Origin of the sequence: Streptomyces albus subsp. albus, from assembly GCF_000719865.1 — a bacterium.
Taxonomy (GTDB): domain Bacteria; phylum Actinomycetota; class Actinomycetes; order Streptomycetales; family Streptomycetaceae; genus Streptomyces; species Streptomyces albus_E.
In genome coordinates this window covers 91687-114773 of the sequence record NZ_JOID01000013.1, presented here as the reverse complement: position 1 = coordinate 114773, position 23087 = coordinate 91687, and the positions used below count along the sequence as shown (strand labels likewise).

Annotated in this window: 20 protein-coding genes; 13 read left to right on the top strand and 7 right to left on the bottom strand. The window is 72.7% G+C overall.

All coding sequences use genetic code 11. The annotated features are described in order from the left end of the window. Window positions 1-143: 143 nt before the first annotated feature. From gap to pgi, 7 genes are all read left to right on the top strand, one after another. Entirely contained in the window at window positions 144-1148 is a 1005-nt protein-coding gene (gene gap, locus IF83_RS0114845; RefSeq protein WP_030544640.1) for a type I glyceraldehyde-3-phosphate dehydrogenase, read from the top strand. A gap of 111 nt (window positions 1149-1259) precedes the next feature. Beyond that, window positions 1260-2462 carry a phosphoglycerate kinase gene (locus IF83_RS0114840; RefSeq protein WP_030544639.1) on the top strand — a complete coding sequence of 401 codons (1203 nt, stop codon included), beginning with the start codon at window positions 1260-1262 and terminating at the stop codon, window positions 2460-2462. Window positions 2463-2468: 6 nt separating this feature from the next. Next, window positions 2469-3257 carry a triose-phosphate isomerase gene (gene tpiA, locus IF83_RS0114835; protein WP_030544638.1) on the top strand — a complete coding sequence of 263 codons (789 nt, stop codon included), beginning with the start codon at window positions 2469-2471 and terminating at the stop codon, window positions 3255-3257. Between the two features lie 129 nt (window positions 3258-3386). Beyond that, window positions 3387-3617, top strand: a complete 231-nt coding sequence (gene secG, locus IF83_RS0114830) for a preprotein translocase subunit SecG (RefSeq protein WP_019709568.1) — start codon at window positions 3387-3389, stop codon at window positions 3615-3617. Window positions 3618-3777: 160 nt separating this feature from the next. Then, window positions 3778-4113 (top strand): RNA polymerase-binding protein RbpA, encoded by a 336-nt coding sequence (locus IF83_RS0114825; RefSeq protein ID WP_078649359.1) that lies wholly within the window; start codon window positions 3778-3780, stop codon window positions 4111-4113. Window positions 4114-4457: 344 nt separating this feature from the next. Next, window positions 4458-5711, top strand: a complete 1254-nt coding sequence (locus IF83_RS0114820; protein ID WP_030544637.1) for an MFS transporter — start codon at window positions 4458-4460, stop codon at window positions 5709-5711. A gap of 60 nt (window positions 5712-5771) precedes the next feature. Continuing rightward, the gene (gene pgi / locus IF83_RS0114815) at window positions 5772-7424 is read left to right on the top strand and encodes a glucose-6-phosphate isomerase (RefSeq protein WP_030544636.1); all 1653 of its coding nucleotides are present in this window, start codon (window positions 5772-5774) and stop codon (window positions 7422-7424) included. Between the two features lie 96 nt (window positions 7425-7520). On the opposite strand, the gene pgl is transcribed toward pgi, so the two are convergent. Genes pgl through tkt form a run of 5 tightly spaced genes read right to left on the bottom strand, consistent with a single transcriptional unit; the run spans window position 7521 to window position 14348 of the window. Continuing rightward, window positions 7521-8303, bottom strand: a complete 783-nt coding sequence (pgl, locus tag IF83_RS0114810; RefSeq protein ID WP_030544635.1) for a 6-phosphogluconolactonase — start codon at window positions 8301-8303, stop codon at window positions 7521-7523. Continuing rightward, complete coding sequence (opcA, locus tag IF83_RS0114805) at window positions 8300-9580, bottom strand: glucose-6-phosphate dehydrogenase assembly protein OpcA (RefSeq protein ID WP_078843489.1); 1281 nt, start codon at window positions 9578-9580, stop codon at window positions 8300-8302. Before opcA ends, pgl begins: the two co-directional genes overlap by 4 nt. Beyond that, the gene (zwf, locus tag IF83_RS0114800; protein ID WP_030544633.1) at window positions 9577-11100 is read right to left on the bottom strand and encodes a glucose-6-phosphate dehydrogenase; all 1524 of its coding nucleotides are present in this window, start codon (window positions 11098-11100) and stop codon (window positions 9577-9579) included. The genes opcA and zwf overlap by 4 nt, the downstream gene beginning before the upstream one ends. A gap of 3 nt (window positions 11101-11103) precedes the next feature. Further along, entirely contained in the window at window positions 11104-12219 is a 1116-nt protein-coding gene (gene tal, locus IF83_RS0114795) for a transaldolase (RefSeq protein ID WP_030544632.1), read from the bottom strand. 35 nt (window positions 12220-12254) lie between these two features. Further along, the gene (gene tkt, locus IF83_RS0114790; RefSeq protein WP_030544631.1) at window positions 12255-14348 is read right to left on the bottom strand and encodes a transketolase; all 2094 of its coding nucleotides are present in this window, start codon (window positions 14346-14348) and stop codon (window positions 12255-12257) included. Window positions 14349-14788: 440 nt separating this feature from the next. Here tkt and IF83_RS0114785 point away from each other — a divergent pair, with 440 nt between their 5' ends. Beyond that, window positions 14789-15730: a heme o synthase gene (locus IF83_RS0114785; RefSeq protein ID WP_030544630.1), complete on the top strand. Its 942-nt coding sequence runs from the start codon at window positions 14789-14791 to the stop codon at window positions 15728-15730. Window positions 15731-15834: 104 nt separating this feature from the next. Next, window positions 15835-16239 (top strand): hypothetical protein, encoded by a 405-nt coding sequence (locus tag IF83_RS34775; RefSeq protein WP_030544629.1) that lies wholly within the window; start codon window positions 15835-15837, stop codon window positions 16237-16239. 248 nt (window positions 16240-16487) lie between these two features. Here IF83_RS34775 and IF83_RS0114775 read toward each other — a convergent pair whose 3' ends face one another. Then, complete coding sequence (locus tag IF83_RS0114775) at window positions 16488-17486, bottom strand: COX15/CtaA family protein (protein ID WP_051722779.1); 999 nt, start codon at window positions 17484-17486, stop codon at window positions 16488-16490. A gap of 294 nt (window positions 17487-17780) precedes the next feature. Here IF83_RS0114775 and IF83_RS31220 point away from each other — a divergent pair, with 294 nt between their 5' ends. The 4 genes from IF83_RS31220 to IF83_RS0114755 all read left to right on the top strand — a co-directional run bounded on the left by IF83_RS31220 (window position 17781) and on the right by IF83_RS0114755 (window position 22303). After that, entirely contained in the window at window positions 17781-18227 is a 447-nt protein-coding gene (locus IF83_RS31220) for a hypothetical protein (protein ID WP_051722778.1), read from the top strand. A gap of 541 nt (window positions 18228-18768) precedes the next feature. Then, entirely contained in the window at window positions 18769-19188 is a 420-nt protein-coding gene (locus IF83_RS0114765; RefSeq protein WP_078843488.1) for an STAS domain-containing protein, read from the top strand. 254 nt (window positions 19189-19442) lie between these two features. Continuing rightward, window positions 19443-21179, top strand: a complete 1737-nt coding sequence (locus IF83_RS0114760) for a PP2C family protein-serine/threonine phosphatase (RefSeq protein ID WP_244177076.1) — start codon at window positions 19443-19445, stop codon at window positions 21177-21179. Then, entirely contained in the window at window positions 21176-22303 is a 1128-nt protein-coding gene (locus IF83_RS0114755) for a cobalamin B12-binding domain-containing protein (RefSeq protein WP_051722777.1), read from the top strand. The genes IF83_RS0114760 and IF83_RS0114755 overlap by 4 nt, the downstream gene beginning before the upstream one ends. A gap of 43 nt (window positions 22304-22346) precedes the next feature. Here IF83_RS0114755 and IF83_RS0114750 read toward each other — a convergent pair whose 3' ends face one another. Then, the gene (locus tag IF83_RS0114750) at window positions 22347-23063 is read right to left on the bottom strand and encodes an ABC transporter permease (RefSeq protein WP_051722791.1); all 717 of its coding nucleotides are present in this window, start codon (window positions 23061-23063) and stop codon (window positions 22347-22349) included. Between the last annotated feature and the right edge of the window lie 24 nt (window positions 23064-23087).

Below are 23087 nucleotides of genomic sequence, written 5' to 3'. Positions count from 1 at the left end.
CGCTGTCCGCATGGCGGGACCGGGCCGGGAGAACGGCGCCAATGTCACGAACGTCCTCTCTTAGGGGTAGGGTCGGAGGTGGTCGGGGAATCCCATACAGCTCGCCGGTGTCGCAGCCGGCGTACCAACGAGGAGATCGGTTCGTGACGATCCGCGTAGGCATCAACGGATTCGGCCGCATCGGCCGCAACTACTTCCGGGCAGCCCTGGAGCAGGGTGCGGACATCGAGATCGTCGGTGTCAACGACCTGACCGACAACGCGACCCTGGCGCACCTGCTCAAGTACGACTCCATCCTGGGCCGTCTGCAGGCAGAGGTCAGCCACACCGAGGACACCATCACGGTCGGCGGCAAGACCTTCAAGACGATGGCGGAGCGGGACCCGGCGAACCTGCCCTGGTCCGAGCTCGGCGCCGACATCGTCATCGAGTCGACCGGCATCTTCACCAAGCGCGACGACGCCGCCAAGCACCTGGCCGCCGGCGCCAAGAAGGTCCTCATCTCCGCGCCCGCGAAGAACGAGGACCTCACCGTCGTCATGGGCGTCAACCAGGACAAGTACGACGCCGCGCAGCACCACGTCATCTCCAACGCCTCCTGCACGACCAACTGCGTGGCCCCGATGGCCAAGGTGCTCGACGAGGCCTTCGGCATCGTCAAGGGCATGATGACGACCGTCCACGCGTACACCAACGACCAGCGCATCCTCGACTTCCCGCACAAGGACCTGCGCCGCGCCCGCGCCGCCGCGGAGAACATCATTCCGACCTCCACGGGCGCCGCCAAGGCCACCGCGCTCGTCCTGCCGCAGCTCAAGGGCAAGCTGGACGGCATCGCCATGCGCGTCCCGGTCCCGACCGGCTCGGTCACCGACCTCGTCCTCGAACTCGACCGCGAGGTCACCCGCGACGAGGTCAACGCCGCCTTCCAGAAGGCGGCCGAGGGCCAGCTCAAGGGCGTCCTGGAGTACACCGAGGACCCGATCGTCTCCTCGGACATCGTCAACTGGCCGGCCTCCTGCACCTTCGACTCGCTGCTCACCATGGCGCAGGGCAAGCAGGTCAAGGTCGTCGGCTGGTACGACAACGAGTGGGGCTACTCCAACCGTCTGGTGGACCTGACCACGTTCGTCGGCGGCAAGCTCTGATCACCGCCGCACCGGACAGCTCGACATGAGGCAGCAGGGCCCGCGGCCGTAACGCGCGGGCCCTGCTGCCTGATCAGGCACCCGGCTCACGGGTTCACAAGGAGTCCCCTCATGAAGACGATCGACGACCTCCAGGTGGCGGGCAAGCGGGTCTTCGTCCGCGCCGACCTCAACGTGCCGCTCGACGGCACCACCATCACCGATGACGGCCGCATCCGCGCCGTCCTCCCGACGATCGCCCGGCTCGCCGAAGCGGGCGCCAAGGTGATCGTCGCCTCCCATCTGGGTCGTCCCAAGGGCGCCCCGGACCCGAAGTTCTCCCTCGCCCCCGCGGCCGCGCGCCTCGGTGAACTGCTGGGCCGGGACGTGGCGTTCGCGTCCGACACCGTGGACGACGGCGCACGCTCCACCGTGGAGGGCCTCGCCGGCGGCCAGGTCGCCGTCCTGGAGAACCTGCGCTTCAACCCGGGGGAGACCAGCAAGGACGACGCCGAGCGCGGCGCCTTCGCCGACCGGCTCGCCGCCCTCGCCGACCTCTACGTCGGTGACGGCTTCGGCGCGGTGCACCGCAAGCACGCCTCCGTCTACGACCTCCCGGCGCGCCTCCCGCACGCCGCGGGCGGCCTCATCGCCACCGAGGTCGGCGTCCTCAAGAAGCTCACCGAGGACGTCAAGCGGCCGTACGCCGTCGTGCTCGGCGGGGCCAAGGTCTCCGACAAGCTCGGCGTGATCGACCACCTGCTGGGCAAGGCCGACCGCATCCTGATCGGCGGCGGCATGGCGTACACCTTCCTCAAGGCCCAGGGGTACGAGATCGGCGGCTCGCTGCTGCAGGAGGACCAGATCCCGGCCGTCCGGGAGTACCTCTCGCGGGCGAAGGAGCAGGGCGTGGAGTTCGTGCTCCCCGTCGACGTGCTGGCGGCCGCGGAGTTCCCGGACCTGCACGCGAAGGCCCCGGCCAACCCGGTCACGGTCTCCGGGGACGCCATCCCGGCCGATCTGCAGGGCCTGGACATCGGCCCGGAGACCCGTAAGCTCTTCGCCTCGAAGCTCGCCGACGCGGCCACCGTCTTCTGGAACGGCCCGATGGGCGTCTTCGAGCACCCGGATTACGCCGAGGGCACCCGCGCGGTCGCCCAGGCGCTCATCGACAGCCCGGCCTTCTCCGTCGTCGGCGGTGGCGACTCCGCCGCCGCCGTCCGGCAACTGGGCTTCGACGAGAACGCTTTCGGCCACATTTCGACCGGCGGTGGCGCGAGCCTCGAGTACCTCGAGGGCAAGACGCTCCCCGGCCTCGCCGCACTGGAGGACTGACCCCGCATGACCGCTCCCGCCCACGGCCGGACCCCGCTGATGGCGGGCAACTGGAAGATGAACCTCAACCACCTCGAGGCCATCGCGCACGTCCAGAAGCTCGCCTTCGCCCTGGCCGACAAGGACTACGACGCCGTCGAGGTCGCCGTTCTGGTGCCCTTCACCGATCTGCGCTCGGTGCAGACCCTGGTCGACGGCGACAAGCTGAGGATCGCCTACGGCGCCCAGGACGTCTCCGCCCACGACAACGGGGCCTACACCGGCGAGATCTCGGGCTCCATGCTCGCCAAGCTGAAGTGCACCTATGTCGCGATCGGCCACTCCGAGCGCCGGCAGTACCACGGTGAGGACGAGGAGATCGTGGGCGCCAAGGTCAAGGCCGCGTACAAGCACGGCCTGACCCCGATCCTCTGCGTCGGCGAGGGCCTGGACGTCCGGAAGGCCGGCAACCAGGTCGCGCACACGCTCGCCCAGGTCGACGGCGCCCTCAAGGACATCCCGGCCGAGCAGGCCGCGTCCATCGTGATCGCCTACGAGCCGGTGTGGGCCATCGGCACCGGTGAGGTGGCCACCCCCGAGGACGCCCAGGAGGTGTGCGGCGCGATCCGCGGCCGTCTGGCCGAGCTCTACAGCCGGGAGCTGGCCGACGGCGTCCGGATCCAGTACGGCGGCTCCGTGAAGTCCGGCAATGTCTCGGCGATCATGGCGCAGCCCGATGTGGACGGTGCGCTGGTCGGCGGTGCGGCGCTGGACGCCGACGAGTTCGTCAAGATCGTCCGGTTCCGCGACCAGTAAAGAGACCGGGAAGTAGGCCGGACAGCACAGTCCGGCGTACTCTGTCGGGGGCCGGGACGGCGCGAGCCGCCGGCCCCCGAACTGTCGCAGTCAGCCGTCAAGCCCGAGAGAGTTGGTCCAGTCGTGGTTATGGGGTTCTCGATCGCCCTGATCATCTTCAGCGGTCTGCTGATGATGCTGGTGCTCATGCACAAGGGGAAGGGCGGCGGTCTGTCCGACATGTTCGGCGGCGGCATGCAGTCCTCCGTCGGCGGATCCTCGGTGGCCGAGCGCAACCTCGACCGCATCACCGTGGTGATCGGGCTTCTCTGGTTCGTCTGCATCGTCGCTCTGGGCATCCTGATGAAGCTGGACAGCTGACAGATCGTCGTGTTCGCGGCCTATCATGGGCTTGCGTCCGCGGGGCGGATTTTGTAACTCCGGCCACTGGACGCGCGTTGGGCCTTGCATAGACTGGGGCGCCCGGTAGCTGAACTGCCTACCGATGCTTCGCAGCACCATCACGCAGGGAGTTACGACCGTGGCAAGTGGCAACGCGATCCGTGGAAGCCGGGTCGGCGCGGGGCCGATGGGGGAGGCCGAGCGGGGCGAGTCCGCCCCGCGCCTCCGCATCTCCTTCTGGTGCTCGAACGGGCACGAGACGCAGCCGAGCTTCGCCAGCGACGCGCAGGTCCCCGACACCTGGGACTGCCCGCGCTGTGGCTTCCCCGCCGGTCAGGACCGGGAGAACCCGCCGGACCCGCCGCGCACCGAGCCGTACAAGACCCATCTCGCGTATGTGCGGGAACGGCGCAGCGACGCCGACGGCGAGGCGATCCTCGCCGAGGCGCTGGCCAAGCTCCGCGGCGAGATCTGAAAACCCCCGCGCGAACACCGGCAGCACGACCTTCCACGGCCCGGCCGCCAGGCGACCCCTGGCGGCCGGGCCGTTTGCCGCCCGTCGCCCCGCGGAACCTTCCGAATGCGTCTGAGGCCCGGGTCTCCGGCATCCCGGGACACCGGATGAGGCATGCTCCCGATGTCGTTGTCAGTGCCCGCGGCTAGGTTCTCCGGCGTACGGAAGACACCACGGGGCCGGTGACGGCGGGCGGACGGCGGGGGCGTGCGATGACGGCGCACACGGGCACGGACACGGGCACGGACACGGGCCGGGGCACGGGCGGGGATGCGGACGGGGGCACGGCCGCGGGAGCCGGAGCCGTGACGACGGGGGCGGCGGGTGAGGCCGCCCCGGCGGTGCCCGCCTGGCGGGGCGGGTACGGGCGGCTGTGGACGGCCGCGGTGCTGTCCCGCTTCGGAGACGCCCTGCGCGGGGCGGCGCTGCCGCTGCTCGCCGTGCGGCTCACGGACGATCCCGTGCTCGTCTCCCTGGTGACCGCCGCCGGATTCCTCCCCTGGCTGCTCTTCGGGCTGCTCGGCGGGGCCGTCGCGGACAGGGTGGACCAGCGCCGCGCCATGTGGTCCGTGGACGTCCTCCGGGGCGTGCTGATGGGCGCCTTCGCGGTGGCCGTCGCCCTCGGCCTCGCGACGATCGCGCTGCTGATCGCGCTGGCCTTCGCGCTCGCCACCCTCCAGACCCTCTTCGACAACGCGGCCACGGCCCTGCTGCCCTCCGTCGTCCCCGGCTCCGCGCTCTCCTCGGCCAACGCCCGGCTGATGACCGGCCAGCAGATCGCGGGCTCCTTCGTCGCCGCACCCCTGGTGCCGGCGGCCCTGGCGCTCGGGGCGGCCGTGCCCTATGCCACCGACGCCGCGACGTATCTGGCGGCCGCGGCGCTCATCGCCTCCCTGCGCGTCACCGCGCCCGAACGGGCACCGAGGTCCCGGGGGCAGACCCTCCGCCGGGACATCGCTGAGGGCGTGCGGGCCCTGTGGCGGGACCGGGTGCTGCGGTCGCTGTGCCTCGCGAACGCGCTGTCCAGCGTGGGCATGGGCGCCCTGATCGCGACACTGGTGCTCCATGTGACGGGCTGGCTGGACGCGGGCGAGGCCGGTTACGCCGCCGTCCTGACGGCCTACGGCGTCGGCAGCGTCGTGGGCGGACTGGTCGCCGGGTGGGTCACCCGCCGCATCGGGCAGGCCCGTGCCCTGTTCCACGGCCTCGTCCTGCAGATCGGCTGTCTGGTCGTGCTCGGAACGGTCCGCGGTCTGCCCGCGGCCCTGGCAGCCCTGGGCGTCTTCGGCCTCCTCGGCATGATCTGGAACGTCACCGAGGTGACGATGCTGCAGCAGCGCAGCCCGGCCGGGATGCTCGGACGGGTGAGCGCCGCCGGCCGCACCCTGTCCACCGGCAGCGCCCCGCTCGGCGCCGTGCTGGGCGGCGCGGCCGCCGGGGTGTGGGGGCTGAACGCGCCCGCGCTGCTGACCGCGGGTCTCTTCGCGCTCGGCGTACTGGCCTTGATACCGGCGCTCCGCGCCCCGGACAGCGGGGAGACGCCTCCTGCCGCCGTGTGATCCCTTAGGTTGGGAGACGCAGTGGGGGCTCGTACGAGAAGAAATGGGTCGATGTCCGAGATGAACGCAGAAGGCCGCGGCAGGCTGGACCGCATGCCGGAGTGGACCGCGTTGGCTCAGCACCGGGAGAAACTGGGGGAGGTGGGGCTGCGGGAGCTCTTCGCGAACGACCCGGAGCGCGCCGGACGTTACTCCCTGCAGGTCGGTGACCTCCATCTGGACTACTCCAAGCACCTGGTGACCGACGAGACGCTCGCTCTGCTGCGCGAACTCGCGGCGGCGACCGGGGTCGCCGGTCTGCGGGACGCGATGTTCCGCGGCGAGAAGATCAACAACACCGAGGGCCGGGCGGTGCTCCACACCGCGCTGCGCGCCCCGCACGACACCGTCATCGAGGTGGACGGGGAGAACGTGGTCCCCGCCGTCCACTCCGTGCTGGGCAAGATGTGCGTCTTCGCCAACAAGGTCCGCGCCAGTCAGTGGAAGGGGCACACCGGCAAACCGGTCCGGGCCGTCGTCAACATCGGCATCGGCGGCTCAGACCTCGGCCCGGCCATGGCCTACGAGGTGCTGCGCCCGTACACGGACCGGGACCTGACGTTCCGTTTCGTCTCCAACATCGACGGCGCCGATCTGCACGAGGCGCTGCGCGACCTGGACCCGGAGACGACGCTGTTCGTCATCTCCTCCAAGACCTTCACCACCATCGAGACCATCACCAACGCCACCAGCGCCCGCGGTTGGCTGCTGGACGGACTCGGCGGCGACGAGGCGGCGGTCGCCCGGCACTTCGTGGCGGTGTCGACCAACGCCTCGGAGGTCGCGAAGTTCGGCATCGACCCGGCCAACATGTTCGAGTTCTGGGACTGGGTCGGCGGCCGGTACTCCTACGACTCGGCCATCGGGCTGTCGCTGATGATCGCCATCGGCCCGGACCACTTCCGCGAGATGCTGGCCGGCTTCCACCTCATGGACGAGCACTTCCGCTGCGCCCCGCCGGAGGGGAACGCCCCGCTGCTGCTCGGCCTGCTGGGGATCTGGTACGGCAACTTCCACGACGCCCAGTCGCACGCCGTGCTCCCGTACAGCCACTACCTCTCCCGGTTCACCGCCTACCTCCAGCAGCTCGACATGGAGTCCAACGGCAAGTCCGTGGACCGCGAGGGCCGCCCGGTGAGCTGGCAGACCGGGCCGGTCGTCTGGGGCACACCCGGCACCAACGGGCAGCACGCGTACTACCAGTTGCTGCACCAGGGCACCAAGATGATCCCGGCCGACCTGATCGGCTTCGCCCGCCCGGCCGGCGAACTCGACGAGCGGACGGCCGCCCAGCACGACCTGCTGATGGCCAATCTCTTCGCGCAGGGCCAGGCGCTGGCCTTCGGCAAGACCGCCGAGGAGGTCGAGGCGGAGGGCGTGCCGGCCGAGCAGGTGCCGCACCGCACCTTCCACGGCAACCACCCCACCACCACCATCCTGGCCCCGGAGCTGAACCCCTCCGTCCTCGGCCAGCTGGTCGCGCTCTACGAACACAAGGTGTTCGTGCAGGGCGCGGTGTGGAACATCGACTCCTTCGACCAGTGGGGCGTCGAGCTGGGCAAGGTGCTGGCCAAGCGGATCGAGCCCGCTCTCACCGAGGGGGCCGACGTGCCCGGCCTGGACGCCTCCACGGCCGCCCTCGTCTCCCGCTACCGCGGCCTGCGCGGCCGCTAGAACCGGGTGAGCGGTAAGCGTGAGAACGGCCCGGGACCGTGGTGGACGGTCCCGGGCCGTTCCGGGGTACGAGCGGTCGGGCCGCGCGTGAGGGGGTCAGGGCGACGCGGGCGGGTACATCTCGCGCGGCAGTCCGGCCGCGGCGGCCCGGTCGAGCAGCCACAGGGTGCGCCGGGTCCCGTACGCGCCCGCCGCCGGCACCTGGATCTCCCCGGCGCCGGAGAGGGTGAGCGCCACCGCCTTGGCCTTGTCCTCGCCCGCCGCCAGCAGCCACACCTCACGGGCCGCGCGGATCGCGGGCAGCGTCAGGGTGATCCGGGTCGGCGGCGGCTTGGGGGCGCCGTGCACCCCGACCACCGTCCGCTCCGTCTCCCGTACGGCCGACAACTCGGGGAAGAGCGAGGCCACATGGGTGTCCGGGCCGACCCCCAGCATCAGCACGTCGAAGGCGGGCACCGGACCGTGGTCCTCCGGGGCGGCCGCCCGCTCCAGCTCGGCGGCGTACGCCTCGGCCGCGGCCTCCACGTCCGAGCCGTGCGGGCCGTCGGAGGCGGCCATCGGATGGATCCGGGCCGGATCGAGCGGCAGCGCGTCCAGCAGGGCCTCGCGGGCCTGGACCTCGTTGCGCTCCGGATCGTTCGCGGGCAGGAAGCGCTCGTCCCCCCACCACAGGTCGATCCGCGACCAGTCCACGGCGTCCCGCGCCGGTGACGCGGCGAGCGCGGCCAGCAGCCCGTTGCCGTTCCGGCCGCCGGTGAGCACCACCGAGGCGGAGCCGCGCGCCGACTGGGCGTCCACGATCTTCGTGATCAGCCGGGCGGCGGCCGCGCCGGCCATCAGTTCCTTGTCGCGGTGGACAACGATCTGCGGAGCGCTCACGGGGCCGGCCTCCCGGCCGGGCCCGGGCCGCCCGGATCCGTCCCCGGCGGCTGGGTGCCGCCCAGCGGCCGCGCCCCCGGCGGGGGAGGCGGCGGCGTCGGCGCACCGGCGGTACCCGGGGAGCCGGGCCCGCCGGAAGACTGCTTCGAGCCCGAGGGGCCCGGTGAGCCGGACGGACCCTGCGGCGCGGGCCGCGCGGACTCCAGCGCCCGGGGGGCCGGGGCCGGCGGCTTCTCCGGCTCCCGCTTCGACTCCTGCTTCGGCTCGGGCCGCGGCGCCGTACGCCCGGCCGCCGGTGCCCCGGGGGCCGGCGCCGTCCGCGCCCCGTTCGGCGTGTCCGGCTGGATCGTCTGCTTGCCGAGCCGCCCGGCGCCGAACCTGACCGTGGCGGCGAACGCCTCGTCCGGGTCGAGCCGCCGCAGCTCCTCCGCGATCAGTTCGGAGGTCTCCCGCCGCTGGAGCGCGACATGCCGGTCCGGCTGCCCCGGCATCTTGAGCGCCGCCAGGGATCCGTCCGCCCGGTGCAGGCAGATCTCGCCCTCACCGGTCGTCAGCCGTACGGCCGTCAGGCCCGGCCCCGCCGAGACCTTGCGGGCCACCGGCACCTTCAGCCGGTCGGCCAGCCACAGCGCCAGCAGCTCGCTGCTGGGGTTGTACGCCTCGCCCTCGACCACGGCCGACTCGACCGGCGCGTGCCGCTGGTCCAGGGCGGCCGCCAGGACGCTGCGCCACGGGGTGATGCGGGTCCAGGCCAGGTCGGTGTCGCCGGGCGTGTACGTCTCGGCCCGCAGGGCGAGCGTGGAGACCGGGTCCTCGGTGGCCGAGGCGTCGGTGATGCGCCGGGCCGCCAGCTTGCCGAGGAGGTCCTCGTTGGGGTGCGCCGGCGCGTCCTCCGGCCACCACACGACCACGGGGGTGTCCGGCAGCAGCAGCGGCAGGACGACCGAGTGGGCGTGGTGGGCCAGTTCGCCGTGGAGCCGCAGCAGCACGGTCTCGCTGGTGCCGGTCTCCCCGCCGACCCGCACCTCCGCGTCCAGCCGGGCCAGCTTGCGGTCCCGCGGCGAGCGCCCCGGCCGCTTGATGACCACGAGGATGCGGGAGGGATGCTCCTGGGAGGCCTGACTGGCCGACTTCAGCGCGTCGTAGTGGTTGCCTTCGTCGGTGACGATGATGAGGGTCAGCACCATGCCGACGGCCGGTGAGCCGGCGGCCCGGCGCGCCTTCACCAGACTGGAGTTGATCTGGCTGGAGGTGGTGTCCGTGAGGTCGATGTTCATGGCCGGCGCCAGCTCCGTCCGTCTCGTGCGAGCATCTCGTCCGCCGCCCTGGGGCCCCAGGTGCCGGCGGTGTACCCCTCCGGCTTGCCGTGGGTGTCCCAGTACTCCTCGACGGGGTCGAGGATGCGCCAGGACTCCTCCACCTCCTGGTGCCGCGGGAAGAGGTTGGCGTCGCCCAGCAGCACGTCCAGCAGCAGCCGTTCGTACGCCTCGGGGCTGGAGGTGGTGAAGGACTCGCCGTACGCGAAGTCCATCGTCACATCGCGGATCTCCATGGACGTGCCCGGCACCTTGGAGCCGAACCGGATGGTGACGCCCTCGTCCGGCTGCACCCGGATGACCAGGGCGTTCTGCCCCAGCTCATGGGTGTCGGTGGTGTCGAAGGGCGAGTACGGCGCGCGCTGGAAGACGACCGCGATCTCGGTGACGCGGCGGCCCAGCCGCTTGCCGGTGCGCAGATAGAACGGCACCCCGGCCCAGCGGCGGTTGTCGATGGAGAGCTTGATGGCGGCGTAGGTGTCGGTGCGCGAGTCGCTGCTGATGCCCTCCTCCTCGCAGTAGCCGAGCACTTCCTCGCCGCCCTGCCAGCCGTGCGTGTACTGGCCGCGCACGGTGTGGGCGCCCAGGTCCCCCGGGAGCTGGACGGCCTTGAGGACCTTCAGCTTCTCGGTCACCAGGGCCTTGGCGTCGAAGGAGGAGGGCTCCTCCATCGCGGTCAGCGCGAGCAGCTGGAGCAGGTGGTTCTGGATGACGTCCCGGGCGGCGCCGATGCCGTCGTAGTAGCCGGCCCGGCCGCCGATCCCGATGTCCTCGGCCATCGTGATCTGCACGTGGTCGACGTAACTGCGGTTCCAGATCGGCTCGAACATCGTGTTGGCGAAGCGCAGCGCCAGGATGTTCTGGACCGTCTCCTTGCCCAGATAGTGGTCGATCCGGAAGACGTCACCGGGCTTGAACACCTGGTGGATGATGTGGTTGAGCTCCCGGGCGCTCTCCAGGTCGTGGCCGAACGGCTTCTCGATGACGGCACGCCGCCAGGAGTCGCCCTGGCCCTCCGACAGCCCGTGTTCCTTGAGCTGCTGGACGACGGTGGGGAAGAACTTCGGCGGCACGGAGAGGTAGAAGGCGAAGTTGCCGCCGGTGCCGCGGGCCTTGTCGAGCTCGTTGATGGTCGCCTTCAGCTTGCGGAAGGCGTCGTCGTCGTCGAAGGTGCCCGGGACGAACCGGAAGCCCTGGCTCAGCTGCTGCCAGACCTCCTCGCGGAACGGGGTCCGGGCGTTCTCCTTGATCGCGTCGTGGACGACCTGGCAGAAGTCCTGGTCCTCCCACTCCCGGCGGGCGAACCCGACCAGGGAGAACCCCGGCGGCAGCAGTCCGCGATTGGCCAGATCGTAGACGGCGGGCATCAGCTTCTTGCGGGACAGATCCCCCGTGACGCCGAAGATGACCAGACCGGACGGCCCCGCGATGCGCGGGAGCCGCCGGTCCGACACGTCACGCAGCGGATTGCTGCTGCTCAATGTTCACGCCTCCGGAGCGAGTCGCTTCAGCTCGGCCTCGGTGGATGCGAGGAGGTCGGTCCAGGACTTCTCGAACTTCTCCACGCCCTCGTCCTCCAGGAGCTGGACGACCTCGTCGTAGGAGATGCCGAGCTTCTCCAGCGCGTCGAGGTCGGCGCGGGCCTGCTCGTAGCCGCCGGTCACCGTGTCACCGGTGATCTCGCCGTGGTCGGCGACGGCCTCCAGGGTCGGGTGCGGCATGGTGTTGACCGTGCCGGGGGCGACCAGTTCGTCGACGTACAGGGTGTCCTTGTACGCCTTGTCCTTGACGCCGGTGGAGGCCCACAGCGGCCGCTGCCGGTTGGCGCCCTCGCGCTCCAGGGCGGCCCAGCGGTCGGAGGCGAAGACCTCCTCGTAGGCCTGGTAGGCGAGCCGGGCGTTGGCCAGGGCCGCCTTGCCGCGCAGGGCGGCCGCCTCCTCGGTGCCCATGCCGTCCAGCCGCTTGTCGATCTCGGTGTCCACGCGGGACACGAAGAAGGAGGCGACCGACTGGATCCGGGAGAGGTCCAGGCCGGCGGCCTTCGCCTTCTCCAGGCCGGTCAGGTAGGCGTCCATGACCGCGCGGTAGCGCTCCAGCGAGAAGATCAGCGTGACGTTGACGCTGATCCCCAGGCCGATGACCTCGGTGATCGCCGGAAGGCCCGCCTCCGTGGCCGGGATCTTGATGAGCGTGTTCGGCCGGTCCACCAGCCAGGCGAGCTGCTTCGCCTCGGCGACGGTGGCGTGCGTGTTGTGCGCCAGCCGCGGGTCGACCTCGATGGAGACCCGGCCGTCCCGGCCGTCCGTGGCGTCGAAGACCGGCCGCAGCACGTCGGCCGCGTCCCGGACGTCCGCCGTGGTGATCATGCGCACGGCCTCTTCGACGGTCACTCGCCGCACGGCGAGGTCGGAGAGCTGCCGCTCGTACCCCTCGCCGCCGGAGATGGCCTTCTGGAAGATGGTCGGGTTGGTGGTGATCCCCACGAGGTGGCTGGTGTCCATCAGCTCCGCGAGATCACCGGACGAGATCAGCTTGCGGGACAGATCGTCCAGCCAGATCGCCACGCCCTCGTCGGAGAGGCGCTTGAGTGCGTCTGCCATAAGAGTTGCAACTCCTCCTTGTACGGATACGGGCGTCAGCGACCCGCGGCTTCGAGGGATTCCCGGGCCGCGGCCTCGACGGCCTCGGCGGTGAGACCGAACTCGCGGTACAGCACCTTGTAGTCGGCGGAGGCACCGAAGTGCTCCAGCGAGACGATCCGGCCCGCCTCGCCGGTGTACCGGTGCCAGGACAGGCCGATGCCCGCCTCCACCGCCACCCGGGCCCGGACGGCCGGGGGCAGCACGCTGTCCCGGTACCCCCGGTCCTGCTCCTCGAACCACTCGACACAGGGCATCGACACCACGCGGGCGGGGACCCCGGACGCCTGCAGGCGCTCCCGGGCCTCGACGGCCAGCTGCACCTCGGAGCCGGTGGCGATGAGCACCACCTGCGGGTCGGCGGCCTTCCCGTCGGCGTCCTCGGCCTCGAACAGCACGTAACCGCCCTTGGCGGCCCCGCCGTTCGCGGCGTACGTCGGCACGTTCTGCCGGGTGAGGGCCAGGCCGTGCGGGGCGGGCTTGGCGGTGTGCCGGCGGATGATCTCGCCCCAGACCACGGAGGTCTCGTTGGCGTCGGCCGGGCGGACCATGTTGAGGCCCGGGATGGCGCGCAGCGCGGCCAGGTGCTCCACCGGCTGGTGGGTGGGGCCGTCCTCGCCGAGGCCGATCGAGTCGTGCGTCCAGACGTAGGTGACCGGCAGCTCCATCAGGGCGGCGAGCCGGACGGCGGGACGCATGTAGTCGGAGAACACCAGGAAGGTGCCGCCGTAGATGCGGGTGTTGCCGTGCAGCGCGATGCCGTTCATGGTCGAGCCCATGGCGTGCTCGCGGATGCCGAAGTGCACCGTGCGGCCGTAGGGGTTCGCCTCCGGCAGCGGGTTGTCCGCCGGGAGGAAGGAGGAGGTGGCGTCGATCGTCGTGTTGTTCGAGCCGGCGAGGTCGGCGGAGCCGCCCCACAGCTCGGGGATGATCTGGCCGAGCTCCTTGAGGACCTCACCGGAGGCCTTGCGGGTGGCGACGTCCTTGCCGGGCTCGAAGACGGGCAGCTTCCGCTCCCAGCCCTCGGGCAGCTCGCCCGCGCTGATGCGGTCGAACTCGGCGGCGCGCTCCGGGTTGGCGTTCCGCCAGTCCTGCATCCGCTTGTCCCACGCGGCGCGGGCCTCGCGGCCACGGTCGGCGGCGGCGCGGGCGTGCGCCAGGACCTCCGCGTCCTCCGGGAAGTGGACCTCGGGGTCGAAGCCCAGCACCCGCTTGGTGGCGGCGACCTCCTCGGCGCCGAGTGCCGAGCCGTGCGAGGCCTCGGTGTTCTGCGCGTTCGGGGCCGGCCAGGCGATGATGGTGCGGGCGGCGATCATGGAGGGCCGCCCGGTCTCGGCCTTCGCGGCCTGGAACGCCGCGTACAGCGCCTGGACGTCGAAGTCGCCGTTCGGCGCCTGGTCGACGCGCTGGACGTGCCAGCCGTAGGCCTCGTAGCGCTTCAGGACGTCCTCGGAGAGGGCCGTGGCGGTGTCGCCCTCGATCGAGATGTGGTTGTCGTCGTAGAGCGCGATGAGATTGCCGAGCTTCTGGTGCCCGGCCAGCGAGGACGCCTCGGCGGAGATGCCCTCCTCCAGGTCGCCGTCGGAGACGATCGCCCAGACGGTGTGGTCGAACGGGGAGCCGCCCTCGGGCGCCTCCGGGTCGAACAGCCCGCGCTCGTAGCGCGCGGCCATCGCCATGCCCACGGCGTTCGCGATGCCCTGGCCGAGCGGGCCGGTGGTGGTCTCGACGCCCGTGGTGTGGCCGAACTCCGGGTGGCCCGGGGTCTTGCTGCCCCAGGTGCGGAAGGCCTTGAGGTCGTCCAGCTCCAGGCCGTAGCCGGCCAGGTAGAGCTGGATGTAGAGGGTCAGGCTGGAGTGGCCGGGGGAGAGGACGAAGCGGTCCCGTCCGGTCCACCCCGCGTCGGAGGGGTCGTGCCGCATCAGTTTCTGGAACAGGAGGTAGGCGGCGGGCGCCAGGCTCATGGCCGTGCCGGGGTGGCCGTTCCCGACCTTCTGTACGGAATCCATGGCCAGGACTCGGGCGGTGTCAACGGCCCGCTGGTCCAGCTCTGTCCACTCGAGCTCTGTGGTCGTCGGCTTGATGCTCACCCTGGGTCAGGGCTCCTCTCCACAAGGTCGCAGTGCCGGTGACTTGGCTCACCGGGCGGTGTCGAGCCTATCTCGCACCCGTGTGCGTGCTTTCGACCGTCCAACTGTCGGAACCGCACCTCACGGAGGCTTCTGTCCACATGGCGTACTCCCGCCGCCGGGGCCGTACGGTGCGGCCGGCCGGACCCTCTCCGGGTGCCCGGTCAGCCGCGTGATCAGACCTGTCGGGCATCCATACGGGCCATGGGCCCCAACCGCTCAAACGGATGTGCGCCGGGCCCGCCCAACACGTCCGGCACCCCCGGCGGCGGGCGCGGTACCCGGGGCGTCTACAGTGGCGTGGTACGCGCAAGCCGTCATCCGGACCGTCGGTTCCGGGCGGGCTTGCTGGATCTCCCCGCGGCACCGAGCCGCCGATGTCATTCACCACAGGGGTGCGCGTGACGGCCGTCGATTCCCATCCAGTGCGGGTGCCCGTGATGGGCCCCGGCTACCGGCCATTCGATGCCCGGGCCAAGGCGTTCTTCGCGCTGACGAAGCCGCGCGTCATCGAGCTGCTGCTGATGACGACCGTCCCGGTGATGTTCCTGGCCGCGCAGGGCGTGCCGGACCTCTGGCTGGTGCTGGCCACCTGTATCGGCGGCTTCATGTCGGCCGGCGGCGCCGGTGCGTACAACATGTACATCGACCGGGACATCGACGCGCTGATGGACCGCACGTCGCAGCGTCCGCTGGTGACGGGCATGGTCTCGCCGCGCGAGTGCCTGGTGTTCGCCACCGTGCTCGCCGTCGGCTCCACCGTCTGGTTCTGGGTCCTGGTCAACCCGCTGTCCGCGATGCTCTCGCTGGGGGCGCTCCTCTTCTACGTCGTCGTCTACACGATGTGGCTCAAGCGGCGTACCGCGCAGAACATCGTCTGGGGCGGCATCGCGGGCTGCATGCCGGTCTTCATCGGCTGGTCCGCGGTGCGGAACGAGGTCTCCTGGGCGGCGCTCGTCCTCTTCCTCGTCATCTTCTTCTGGACGCCGCCGCACTACTGGCCGCTGTCGATGAAGGTCAAGGACGACTACGCGCGGGTGGGCGTGCCGATGCTGCCGGTGGTCGCCGGCAACAAGGCGGTCGCCCGGCAGATCGTCCTCTACAGCTGGGTGATGGTCGGGGTCTCGCTGCTGCTGTGGCCGCTGGGCTACACCGGCTGGTTCTACCCGGTGGTGGCCGTGGTCCTCGGCGCGTTCTGGCTGAAGGAGGCGCACGGGCTGCAGGCGCGGGCCCGGGCCGGGATCACCGGCGCCAAGCTGAAGGAGATGCGGCTGTTCCACTGGTCCATCACCTACGTCTCGCTGCTCTTCCTGGCCGTCGCGGTGGACCCCTTCCTCCGTTAGGGCCCCTGAGCCCCCGGTTCGGTTTCCGTGCGGGCCGGGTGCGTGGTCAAGGCCACGCACCCGGCCCGTCGCCAGTTGATCTACCCGTGGGTAGCATCCTGCTCATGGCAGACAGCAAGCAGGACCAGGACGCGGGCGGCACCCAGGCCGCCGGAGACACCGCCGCGGCGGCCGGGAAGGCGACCGGGGCGGACAAGAGGGCCGAACGGCGGATGGCCAAGCTGGCCCGGGAGATCAACGCCTTCGCCAAGCGGAACGGCGGCTCCGCCGAGGGCCAGATCGCGCACCTCGGCCAGATGGGCGCCCGGATCGTCCTCGTCGGTGCCGACGGCGGCTGGGGCGACTTGGTGGCGCCGTCGTACGCGATCGCGGAGCGCGCCGTGGAGAAGGCCGGCATCACCGTGCACGAGGACTTCGACGGGGAGATGGCGGCCCGGGTCCGCACCGGCCCGTACGAGTGGTCGCGCATGGCCGGGATCCAGGTGGGCGGCCCGCGCAACGCCGCCTGACCGGTACGGGCGCTTCGACGCGTCCGCCCGTCCGCCGCGGGGCGGGGCGGCCGGTGGGCAGCCGGCCCGGTGGCGGCAGAACGGCCCCCCTCCCGGCACGGTCACGGCTTGTCCGACCGTGCCGGGAGGGGGGCCGTGCCGTGTCCGGACGGGGTCGCGACCGGGGCTGAGACGGGACAGGCCGAGACCGGACGGGCCGCGACCGCGGCAGGCTCCGGGCCGTCCGCGGCAGGCTCCCGGAGCCGGGCTCAGAGCGCGGCGGCGACCGCCGGGCCCTCCTGCCGGGGCGCCGGCGGTACGGGCGGCTCGGCCGGGACGGCGGGCCGCTCCCGCAGGGAGAGCAGGACCCGGATCACGCCCACCCAGACCAGGCAGGAGCCGAGCATGTGCAGGCCCACCAGGACCTCCGGCAGCTCGGTGAGGTACTGCGCGTACCCGATGGCGCCCTGCGCGAGCAGCACCGCCATCAGCAGAGCGGTGCGCTTGCGCGGCGCGGCCGGGGCGTCCACCGCGCGCAGCACCAGCCAGAGTGCGGCCGTCAGCAGGACCACCGCCCAGGCGAGCAGCGCGTGCACCCGGGTGACGGTCTCCCAGTCCACGCCCATCCGGGGCACCTCGCTGCTGTCGCCCGCGTGCGGGCCCGCGCCCGTCACCACGGTCCCAACGATCACCAGGACGGCGGTGACGGCGGCCAGCGCCCACGCCAGCCCGCGCACCCGGGGGCCGGCGAGCGGCCGGGGGGCGCCGTCGCCCTCCTGTGTCCGCTGCCAGGTCACCGCCGTCACCGTGAGCAGCGCGGTGGCCGCGAGGAAGTGCCCGGCGACGATGTACGGGTTGAGCTCCAGGAGCACCGTGATCCCGCCCAGCACCGCGTTGAACAGGACGACGAAGAACTGCAGCCAGCCCAGCCGGCTGAGGCTCCGGCGGCGTGGCTTGGCGGCACGGGCCGCGATGATCGTCCAGCCGACCGCGGCGGTCAGCACGTAGGTGAGCATGCGGTTGCCGAACTCGATGGCGCCGTGCAGACCCATCTCCCGGGTGGCGATGAGACTGTCGCCCGAACACTTGGGCCAGGTATCGCAGCCGAGTCCGGAGCCGGTCAGCCGGACGGCACCCCCGGTCACGATGATGACGATGCTCATCAGCAGCGCGGAGAGCGCGGCCAGCCGGACCGTCCGCGGGGACGGGGTCCAGCGGGCGGCGATGGCGGCGAGGGGATTGGGCACGATTGCGGTCAGCTTGGACACGGGTCCATCGTAAACATGCCCTTGTGCATCTTTTCACGAGGGGCCCGGCTGGCGCGGGCGCTGATTATGAGGGCCCCGGACGGGGGCGCGGATGCTTGGTTGATCCGCCGGCGGCCGGGAGCGGGGCGCGGGGTGGGAGCGGGGACCGGGCCGGTCGAGCCGACGTGGCGTCAGTAAGCCTTCAGGCAGGGGGTGTTGGGGCCTTCGGGGGGCCGGGCGGGCCAGGCGTCCGGGGTGCCGCGACACGATGGTTTCCCGTTCACCCGACGGGGCGATCTTTGACAGGATTCCGTCATGGAGACCTCAGAGGTGTGGCTCACCACCGACGGCCACTTCGCCCCCGGCAGAGAACTCTTCCGTTCCGATCGCGCGTTCTCCGTCTGGGCCTACACGGTCAGCCACGGCCAGCTGCTGCTGCGGGCCCGCTCCATCGGCCGGGACGGTACGCGGCGGTCCCGGATCGACGTGCTGTTCAAGCCGGTGCGGGCGGTCAAGACCGGGATCAACTACAGCGGGCTCGTGATCCGCTGCGCGACGGAGGAGGAGCGGAAGCTGATCCTGGCCGAGACCGGGCACGCCCGCCGCGACGACCGGGTGCTGATCCTGGAGACCCCCGAGGGCCGCCGCGATCACGTCGTCGCGGGAGCCGTCGGCTGGAGCGAGGACTGGGACGGGGACCACGAGCCGAGCCGGCTGGCCTTTCTGGCCGCCGGGGCCGTTCCGGGGCGGATCCTGCCCTGAGGTCCCGGACGGCCGGGGCGGGACTGCCGGGCGCCGGGGAGTGGCCGGGAACGGCGGCCCGGTGAGCGGTCTCCGGGCCGCCGGCTCCGGCCGCCGATGCCCCGCTCGCCGGATTCGCGGGCCCGGCGGAAAACGGAAGCGGAGAGTACGCTTCCCATCAACGACCCGTTCCCCGGGGGCTGTTCGATCCGACGGGCGGCGCGACGGCGGTGGCCGGCCGCGCTCCGCGTCCTGTCGGGGCGTTGCGTCCGTCGTGTGTATTTTCGAAAGGGTCTGTACCGGCTCTACGCTGAACACCGAGCGGCCGGCCACCGGGGACGGCGGGCGAAGGAGAGGGGTGGCGCATGCCAAGAGGCGGACCAGCGATACCGGCGCCCGGGAGGCGCCGTGCGCCGGGGGCCACCCGGCGGGCGCCTCACACCGGCCCCGTCCCCCCGCCCCGTCCGGTCGCCGCGGCCGGCAGCACGACGCCCCGGGCCCAGGGCGTCCCCGTGGCCGCCGCCGGCGCCCGTCGTCCCGTCCGGCAGGAGCCCGTGCCCTCATGAACAGGCCCTTCAGTCTCAGCGTCCACCACGCCGAAGGCCCCTTGGCGCTGCTCCGGGTCGAGGGGGAACTCGATCTCGAAACGGCTCCCGCCCTGCGGTCCCGCGGCCTCGAACTGGTGGACGCCGGCCGGCGTCATCTCGTCCTGGACCTGGCACCCGTGCCGTTCTGTGACTCCTCCGGCCTCAACGCCTTCATCAATCTGCTGCGCCATACGGGTGAGCACAACGGCTCACTGACCCTGGCCGCACCACCCCACTCCCTGAGCCGGCTGCTCGACCTCACGGGCGTCGGCCGGCTGATCCCCGTCCACGCCAGCGCCGACGACGCCCTGGCGGCCGTCCGTGCCGGTCTCTGCCCGGCCGCGCAGGAACCGCCGGAGGAGAGCGGTCCGGGAACGGGCCGGCCGCAGAGCTGACGGGACGGGCCGCCGGCCGGGGCGGACGGCGACGGTGGGCGGACCGCGCGGGGGAGCAACCCGTCCGCGGGGTGACCGGGCCCCGCGCCGACGCCCCCTGGCGTGCGGCAGTGACCGCGGCCGCCGCGCCGTTCCGTACGGGCGCGACGGCGGAGCGGTTGCCGCGTGGCCGGGCGCGGGAGATCGTCGGGGGAGGGGGCCGACCGTCGTCCAGCGTTGCGAGGTGAGGGGCCCGCGGTGTGTGCCCTGCCGTCGTGGAACGTTTCGTAGAGTCCGCCGCCGCGGCCGGCGGTGCCGGGCTCGGCGCCGCCTGGCGTGCCGCGCCGTATCCGGTGATCGCGGTCGGCGCGGACGGCGTGGTGCGTTCGGTGAGCGACGTGGCGGCGGAGCTGTGTCCCGCCATCCGGCCGGGCGCGCGGCTGCGGGAGGCCGCACCGGCCTGGCTGGCCGAGGCGCACGACCGGTTCACCGGCGGCGGCCTCCGGGAGAACGGGCCCGGGACCGGCCGGCAGCAGGCCCGGCGACGGGAGGGCGCGGCCGGCGGTGGGGCCGCCGGCCGGATCGGGGAGCGCATCGTCACGGCCCACCCCAGCGCGCACCCCGGCGGCACCGTCCTGTGGTGGCTCGTGGACGACACCGGCCGCCGCGCCGCGGACGAGGCGCTGCGCGAGGAGCGGGAGCACACGGAGTCCATGGCGGAGGCCGCCACCATGCTGCTGGCCTCGCTGAACCCCGAACGCTGCGTGGAGGTGACCGCCCGCCTGGCGGCCGAGCACTTCGCGGATGCCGCGCTGGTCCTGGTGCCCGGCCCCGGGCGCCTGCTGCCGGTGGTTGCCTGCGAACACGGGGGGCGGCCGGTGCGCCATCCGGCGCTCGCGGATCCCGCCGGGATGCCGGGGCTGACCGAGGCGCTGCGCGGCGCACCGCTGCCGCCACCGCGCTGGGTCGCTCCCCAGGACACGCCGGCGTGGGCGGTCCCGCCGGGGTTCGGACCGGTGGGATCCACCGTCGTCAAAACGCTGCCGGGGCCCCTGGAGAAGCCGGCCGGGGCGCTGGTCCTCCTGCTGCGCCCCGGCCGGGAGCGCTTCACGGAGCGCGAGGAGCTCTTCCTCCGGCTGTTCTCCTCGCGCGCCGGGGCGGCGATCTCCGCGGCGCGGCTCTACGCCGATCAGGCCGCGATCACCGAGACGCTGATGCGCGAACTCCTGCCGCCGGTCCTGCACCGCACCGGCGGCGTCGAGTTCGCCGGCGGCTACCGCGCGTCCTCGGACAGCGAGCAGGTCGGGGGTGACTTCTACGACGTCCATCCGCTGCCGGACGGCGCCGGGGGCGAGGGGTTCCTGGTGGCCCTCGGCGATGTGTGCGGCAAGGGGCTGGAGGCCGCCGTGCTGGCCGGCAAGATCCGCATCACGCTGGAGGCCCTGCTTCCGCTGGCCGGGGACCACCAGGAGGTGCTGAGCCTGCTCAACGGCGCGCTGCTGAACTCCCCGCAGCACACCCGGTTCGCGACCCTGGTGCTGACGACGGCCGTCCGCCGCGGCGGCGGGCTGGAGCTGCGGATGACGAGCGCGGGCCATCCGGCGCCGCTGATCGTACGGGCCGGCGGGCGGGTGGAGGAGGCCGCGACCTCCGGCACGCTGGTCGGCGCGCTGCCGGAGGTCGAGACGGTCACGGCGCGGACCACCCTGGCGCCCGGGGAGACCTGCGTGCTGTTCACCGACGGCATCACCGAGGCGCGGGGCGGGCCGCTGGGCCGGGAGATGTTCGGTGACGAGCGGCTGCGGCAGACGCTCTCGGAGTGCGCGGAGCTGCCGCCCGAGGCCGTCGTGGAACGCGTCCTGATGCTCGCCGCCGAGTGGGCGGGGCCCGGCCCCTCGGACGACATGGCCGTGGTCGCCATCGCGCCCCCGGGCGGAGGCCCGCACGGGGGAGGACCGCACGCCGGCCGCGCCGGGGCCGGCGGACACCGACTGGAGAGGGGCACCTCATGACCGCGGAAGAGCCGGAGGACCGGCACACCGCCCGTGCCGCGTACGCGCGGCACCTGTGGGAGGCCGTCGTGGACGGGGACGAGTACGCCGCCACCCGGACGGCCCTCGGCGCCCTCGACGCGGGCCTCGACGCCGAGAGCGTGCTCCTCGACGTCATCGGCGCCGTCCAGCGCAAGGTCGGCGTGGAGTGGGCCGCGAACCGCATGAGCGTGGCCGGCGAGCACGCGGCCACCGCCATCAACGACCGCGTGATCGCCGTCATCTCCCAGCGCGGTGGGACGGCACCGCCAAAGTCCCCGCGCGGACGGGTCACCGTGGCCTGCGTGGACGGGGAGTGGCACGCGCTGCCCGCCCGGCTGCTCGCCGAGGTGCTGAAGCTGCGCGGCTGGCGCGTGGACTACCTCGGCGCCCAGGTCCCCGCCCCGCACCTCATCGCGCATCTGCACCGTACGGGGCCGGAGGCGGCCGCCCTGTCCGGTTCGCTCGCCACCCGGCTGCCCACCGCGCACGCCACGATCATGGCCTGCCAGGGAGCCGGAGTGCCGGTGCTGGTCGGAGGCGCCGCCTTCGGCCCGGACGGGCGTTACGCGCGCCTCTTCCACGCGGACGCCTGGGCGCCCGACGCCCGCTCCGCCGCCGACCGGCTCGCCGGCGGCCCGCTGCCCCCGCCCCGCGCCGACCGCCGGGCCATCGACGACCTGCCTCATCTGGCGGACCACGAGTACACCCGGGTCTCCGGCACGGCCCCGCGCCTCGTCGAGGTGGTGCTGACCGGTCTGGAACGGCGCCATCCGGAGCCGGCCGGCTTCACCACCGACCAGCGCCGGCAGACCGCCGAGGACGTCGCCCACCTCGTCGACTACCTGGCCGCCGCCCTCTACACGGACGACGCCGGCCTGTTCGCCGGCTACGTCCTGTGGACGGCAGGAGTGCTGGCGGCACGGGACGCCGACCCGCACCACCTGCCGGCGGCTCTGGACGTCCTCGGCGAGCACCTCGGGGAGTATCCCCGCACCCGTCGGATGCTGGACCGGGCCGGGGAGGGGCTCGCCGCCGGCCCCGCGCCGGTCTCCGCCGACGTCGTGGACGCCGCCCGCACGGCGGACACGGAAGAACCGGGGTGAGAGCCGGGCCGACGGCGGGCGGGACGGGGGCGGACCGCCGCCCTCACTCCCAGCGGAAGAAGCGCCCCGCGAGGCCGAGGCCCAGGACCGACCAGCCGGCCAGCAGGCCCAGATCGCCCCAGGGCACCGCGGCGCCGTCCCGCAGCACATCGCGGAGCCCGTCCGACAGGGCCGCGATCGGCAGCAGTTGCAGCACGGACTGCGCCGCCTCGGGGAACCTCTCCAGCGGGACGACCACCCCGCCGCCGGCCAGCAGCAGGACGAACACCAGGTTCGCGGCGGCCAGCGTCGCCTCCGCGCGCAGGGTGCCGGCCATCAGCAGCCCGAGCCCCGAGAAGGCCGCGGTCCCCAGGAGCAGCAGGGCCACCACGGTCAGCGGATTGCCCCGCGGCGACCAGCCCAGCATGAGGGCGACCGCCGTCAGCAGCGCGATCTGCAGCAGCTCGGTGACGAGCACGGAGCCCGTCTTGGCGGTCATCAGCGCCCAGCGCGGCAGCGGGGAGGCGCCGAGCCTCTTCAGTACCCCGTAGCGGCGTTCGAAGCCGGTGGCGATGGCCTGCCCGGTGAAGGCCGTGGACATCACGGCCAGCGCCAGCACGCCCGGAGCGAGGAAGTCCACGGCCCGGCCGGCGCCCGTGTCGACGATGTCGACGGTGGCGAAGAGGGCCAGCAGCAGGGTCGGGATCACCACCGTCAGCAGCAGCTGTTCGCCGTTGCGCAGCAGCATCCGGGTCTCCAAGGCGGTCTGCGCCGCGATCATCCGGCCCAGCGGCGCGGCCCCCGG